Source organism: Microbacterium sp. Cr-K20 (assembly GCF_000708325.1).
Classification (GTDB): domain Bacteria; phylum Actinomycetota; class Actinomycetes; order Actinomycetales; family Microbacteriaceae; genus Microbacterium.
This window is the reverse complement of sequence record NZ_JARE01000061.1, coordinates 1-848: the sequence shown is the minus strand read 5'-3', so window position 1 is coordinate 848 and position 848 is coordinate 1. Positions and strand designations below refer to the sequence as shown.

At 68.5% G+C, this 848-nt stretch carries 1 protein-coding gene; it reads left to right on the top strand.

Translation table 11 applies throughout. The annotated features are described in order from the left end of the window. A partial coding sequence (locus tag GZ67_RS0115120; protein ID WP_029273931.1) for an Ig-like domain-containing protein occupies window positions 1–848 on the top strand: 848 nt, incomplete at both ends.

The window sequence follows — 848 nt, the reverse complement described above, 5'->3', positions numbered from 1 at the left end:
GATCCCATCGATCTGACGGTCGACACGGTGGCCCCCTCTGCTCCGATGATCACCGGCCCGGCTGATGGCGCCGCGGTGACGGATGCCACCCCCACCTTCACCGGCACCGGCGACGATGGAGACACGATCACGGTGACCGATGGTGACGGCACCGTGCTCTGCACGACGACGGTGGTCGATGGCGAATGGTCCTGCACGCCCACGGATCCGCTGCCGGAGGGCACGAACACGATCACGCCGACGGCGACGGATCCGGCGGGGAACACGACTCAGGGCGATCCCATCGATCTGACGGTCGACACGGTGGCCCCCTCCGCTCCGGTGATCACCGGCCCGGCTGACGGCGCTGTGGTGACGGATGCGACTCCCACCTTCACGGGCACCGGCGATGACGGCGACACGATCACTCTGACCGACGATGACGGCACGGTGCTGTGCACGGCGACCGTGGTCGATGGCGTTTGGTCGTGCACGCCGACCGATCCGCTGCCGGAGGGCGCGAACACGATCACGCCCACGGCGACAGACCTGGCGGGTAACTCCACGGCGGGCGATCCGATCGATCTCACGGTCGACACGGAGGCCCCGTCGGCGCCGGTGATCACCGGTCCGGCTGATGGTGCCGTGGTGACGGATGCGACGCCCACGTTCACCGGAACCGGTGATGACGGGGACACGATCACCGTGACCGATGGTGACGGCACTGTGCTGTGCACGACGACCGTCGTCGATGGCGCGTGGTCGTGCACGCCGACCGACCCGCTGCCGGAAGGTGCGAGCACTGTCACGCCGACGGCGACTGACCCCGCAGGTAACTCCACGGCGGGCGATCCGATCGATCTCACGGT